The following is a 3,860-nucleotide window of genomic DNA, read 5'->3' as shown; positions in this document are numbered from 1 at the left end:
GCGGGGGACGATGGGGACACGGGGGGCGCCGAGCGGCGCATGGTCGCCTGCCCCGCCGAACTGATCTCGGTCGCCGGATACGAGCAGCCGAGCGTGCCGTCGCCGTGGAGCACGAGGTCCAGCCAGGTGGCGGCGAAGCACAACGCCCCGACCCGGGTGAGACGTTCCTCGAGCCGGACCGAGGCGCCGGACACCCCCCGCAGCACGAGCTCGCCTGCGCATCCACTCTCCGGATAGGCACTCGTGCCGATCACCTCGCCGATCCGGCCGCCCCGCAGCACCAGCTCGGCGTTGAAGTGCACGAACGCCTGCGTCACCGATCCGCTCCAACTGCCGATCATGCCCGGGGGCAGCGCCTCGCCAGCCTCGGCGCCCGGTTGCGACCCGACCCCCGCCGGATCCCGCGTGGCGACCGTCGGCGGCGAGGCACGACGCCGGTCGCCGCCGCCGCCGTCGTCCGCGCCGAACAGCTGGTACGCCCCGGCGGCCACGGCGGCGAGCAGCACCAGGAGGATCATCGCCCCGGCCATCAGCCGGGGTGCCCGCCACCGCCGGACCCACCCGACCGCGCCGGGGGGCCGCGCCGTCCCTGGCCAGGCCGGCGGGAACGGCACGGGTCGCGACCCGGTCCGGCGCCGGATCACCGCGTCCGGCGCCGGGGACGGCGGTAACGACGCGGCCGGGGGTACCGGAGATACCGGAGATACCGGGACGGAATCGGCTGGGTGGGACGCGGCCCAGGTCAGCAACGCCTGCGCTCCCTCCGCGCGCAGCCGGCTCGCCGGGTTCTTGGCCAGCAGCCCGGCGATCGCTGCCGACAGCCTGCCGCCCCGGAGGAAGGGTGGCGGATCGGCGTGCAGCACGGCGCCGATAGTGGTGGGCAGCGTGTCGCGCTGGAACGGTGAGACCCCCTCGACGGCAAAGTAGAGGGTGGCGCCGAGGGCGAACAGGTCGCCGGCCAGAGTCGCGGGGCCGCCGAGGAGGCGTTCGGGCGCCATGTAGGCGGGCGTCCCGCCGCTGCCGATGCCGCCGGTGAGGGTCGGGTCGGCGGCGTGGGTGGCGATGCCGAAGTCGGTCAGCAGCACCCGGCCGTCGTCGGCCAGCAGGATGTTCGATGGTTTGACGTCCCGGTGCAGCACGCCCATCCGCTGACCCGCGACCAGGGCGTCGAGGACCGCGAGCCCGACCTGGATGGCACGCTCGGGCGGTAGGGGACCGTCCCGGTTGACCGTCGTGGCGAGTGTGCCGGCCCGGACCAGCTCCATCACGATCCACGGCAGGCCGTCGTGTTCCACGGCGTCATGGACGGTGACCACGTGTGGGTTCCCCCGCAGCCGGGCGGCATGCGGGCCTCGCGCATCGCCGTCTCCACTCCGGCGGCACGCTCGTCGTCGTCGAGGTCGGCGGAGACCCGGATCTCCTTGATCGCCACCTCGACCCGGAGCACGTCGTCGTGGGCCCGCCACACGGTGCCCATCCCACCGGAGCCAATCCGTTCGACGAGCCGGTACCGCCCGGCGACGAGCGGGCCGATGCCGACACCATCCACAGTCACAGGGGCATCCTCGGCGACGGCGCAACGGCTGCGGGGGCGGGGGCGGGGCGCGCGTGCGCCGACGGTCGCCGCCGGGGTCGGGCCAGGCCGGGCCGGGCTAGGATGCGCCCCGAAGCTTGGCGAGCGCCTCGGCGAGGATCGCCTCGCCGTCCTTTTCGTTCCGTCGTTCCCGCACGTAGGCGAGATGGGTCTTGTACGGCTCGGTGCGCGGCGGGGCCGGGGTGTTGTCCCGATCCCGTCCCGCCGGAAAACCACAGCTCGGACAATCCCATGTGTCGGGGATCGCCGCATCCGCAGCGAACGACGGTCTCGTCTCGTGCGCGTTAGCGCACCAGAAGGAGATACGTTGCCGGGGCGCGGTCTCGCCCCGTTCCGCCTCTCCCATCGGTCCTGCCCCGACCCGGCTCCCCCGGATGGCGTTGCCACCTGCCACGGCCCGCGTGCTCCTTCGTCTCGTCCCATGGGTGGTAGCACGGAAACCGTGCCTGCCGATTTCGTGGCCTCGAGTGCCGCGAAACCTCGTACCCGGTTTCGTAAACCTGACGTTCCCGGCGCTTTTCCCTGGATGTTCCTCCGGGTACGTCCTGGAGGGAGTGTAGGCCGCGAGAGCCACCCATGGATGCACCGGCCACCCCCGCCTGGTTACCCCTGGCGTTACCCCCGGTGGGAGGAGCGTGTGCAGGTCGGCTGTCATCCGGACCCCAGCGAGACCGCGGTCGGATCGGCGGTGCCGATCGACGGCACGATCGTGAACGCGGTGACGTCCGTGCTGTGGAACTGCGGGGTGTGCACGACGGCCAGCGGGATCACCGCGACCTGCCCGACCACCGTGTGCTCCAGGTCGGCCCAGTTGTTCGCGGCGGTCGCCTCGCTGGTGGCCCGCAGCGCCGTGACGAGCAGATGCAGGGCGCCCGGATCCCGGTAGCCGCCGTCGGCCGGCCTGGGGCCGGCCCACGTCTCGTCCAGCAACGGCTGGAAGACGGTGCGGCCCGCGTCGCCGTACCAGTCCGGGGCGATAATGGTGAGCGCCAGGTCCCAGAACTGCCCGGTGGGGTGGACGGCTGCCGCGCGGTAGCGCTCGCCGGTCCGGATCCGGATGTCGAGGCGGATACCGGAACGGGCGAAGGCGGTCCGCAGTGCCTCGGCGGCCGCCACGTCGGTGGCGCTGTCCGTGGTGAGCAGGGACAGCGCCGTGACGGGTCCGCCGGGGGTGTGGCTCAGCGCCTCCCGGCAACGGGCCGCGTCGCCGAGTCCCGCCGGGCTCGGGAAGGGATCCGCGTCGGTGTAGCCGGTCATCGTCTCCTGCAGCAACCCGGTGGCGGCAGCGGCGAACTCGGGGCCGCCGAGCGCTGCCGCGAGGCTCACCCGGTCGATGCAGTAGGGCAGCGCCCGGCGGACCGACAGCTCACGCAGCGCGGCCGCGGAGGGCCCGTTGAACCCGACGGTGAGCGCCAGGGTGACCCCGACCCCGTCGACCACGAGACGGGGGTCGTTCGCCCTGGCGAGCTCCACGGCCCGGCTGTCGGGTATTTTCCCGTCGAGCGACATGTCCGCGTCGCCGCTCTCCAGCTCCTGCTGCATGGCCTCCGGACTCAGGCCGTCGAAGATCGTTATATGGTCGGGCAGGGCACGGCGGATCCCGTCCGAGGACGCGCTCCAGGATGGGCTGCGCGACAGCCGGTACCCCTCGCCGGGGGCGACCGTGAACCGGTACGGCCCGGCCGAGACCAGGTTGTGCAGGTACTCCAGCGAGTCCGGCGGGTAGGCCAGGGCCTCCAGCGGCACCGGGGAGGCCGCCGGCAGCGCCAGCACGTCCACGAAGTCGTTTACCGGGGCCAGTAGGTGGAACGCGAGCGTGTCGTCGCCGACGATCTCGATGCCCTCCACGGTGCTGCTCTCGACGAAGGCCGCGGCGTCGGCAACCGGGGTCGCCGCCAGCTGGGCACAGAACTCCCGGAATCCGACGATGGTCGCCGTGAAGTAGCCGCGCAGCGGTGACAGGTTCGGGGGCGTGCACAGTCGCTTGATGCCGCGGGCGACGTCGTTGGCAGTGATCCGGCGCTGGTTGGGGGTGTCCCAGCGCGCCGCGGGACGCAGCCGCACCGTGTAGACCAGCCCGTTCTCGGTGACGACCGGCGCGCCGACGGCGAGGTCCGGCCGCGGGATGGTCGACTTCGTCGTGTCCTCGTCAGAGGGATAGCTGTACAGCTGGCGGGTCACGAGCCGGCTGACCGCCCGCTCGCCGGGCTGGTCGGCCCAGCCCGGATCGCCACTGGGCATCCACTGGGTGACGATCCGCAGCGTG

4 protein-coding genes are annotated in these 3,860 nt (G+C 72.9%); all 4 read right to left on the bottom strand.

All coding sequences use genetic code 11. The features are described 5' to 3' along the window. On the bottom strand, positions 1–1,316 hold a 1,316-nt coding region (locus AC08ON_RS02610; RefSeq protein WP_476616388.1), incomplete at its 3' end, for a protein kinase domain-containing protein. Beyond that, positions 1,265–1,555 (bottom strand): hypothetical protein, encoded by a 291-nt coding sequence (locus tag AC08ON_RS02605; RefSeq protein WP_476616387.1) that lies wholly within the window; start codon positions 1,553–1,555, stop codon positions 1,265–1,267. The genes AC08ON_RS02605 and AC08ON_RS02610, both read right to left, overlap by 52 nt. Before the next feature lie 97 nt (positions 1,556–1,652). Then, a complete protein-coding gene (locus tag AC08ON_RS02600) occupies positions 1,653–1,988 on the bottom strand; it encodes an RNA polymerase-binding protein RbpA (RefSeq protein ID WP_011436081.1) in 336 nt (111 codons plus the stop codon). Between the two features lie 257 nt (positions 1,989–2,245). Continuing rightward, positions 2,246–3,860 (bottom strand): ABC transporter substrate-binding protein (locus AC08ON_RS02595; RefSeq protein WP_476616386.1); only part of this gene is annotated, 1,615 nt, incomplete at its 5' end.

This window comes from Frankia sp. CoWAU3, assembly GCF_977971855.1.
This window is presented reverse-complemented; position numbering and strand designations above follow the sequence as displayed.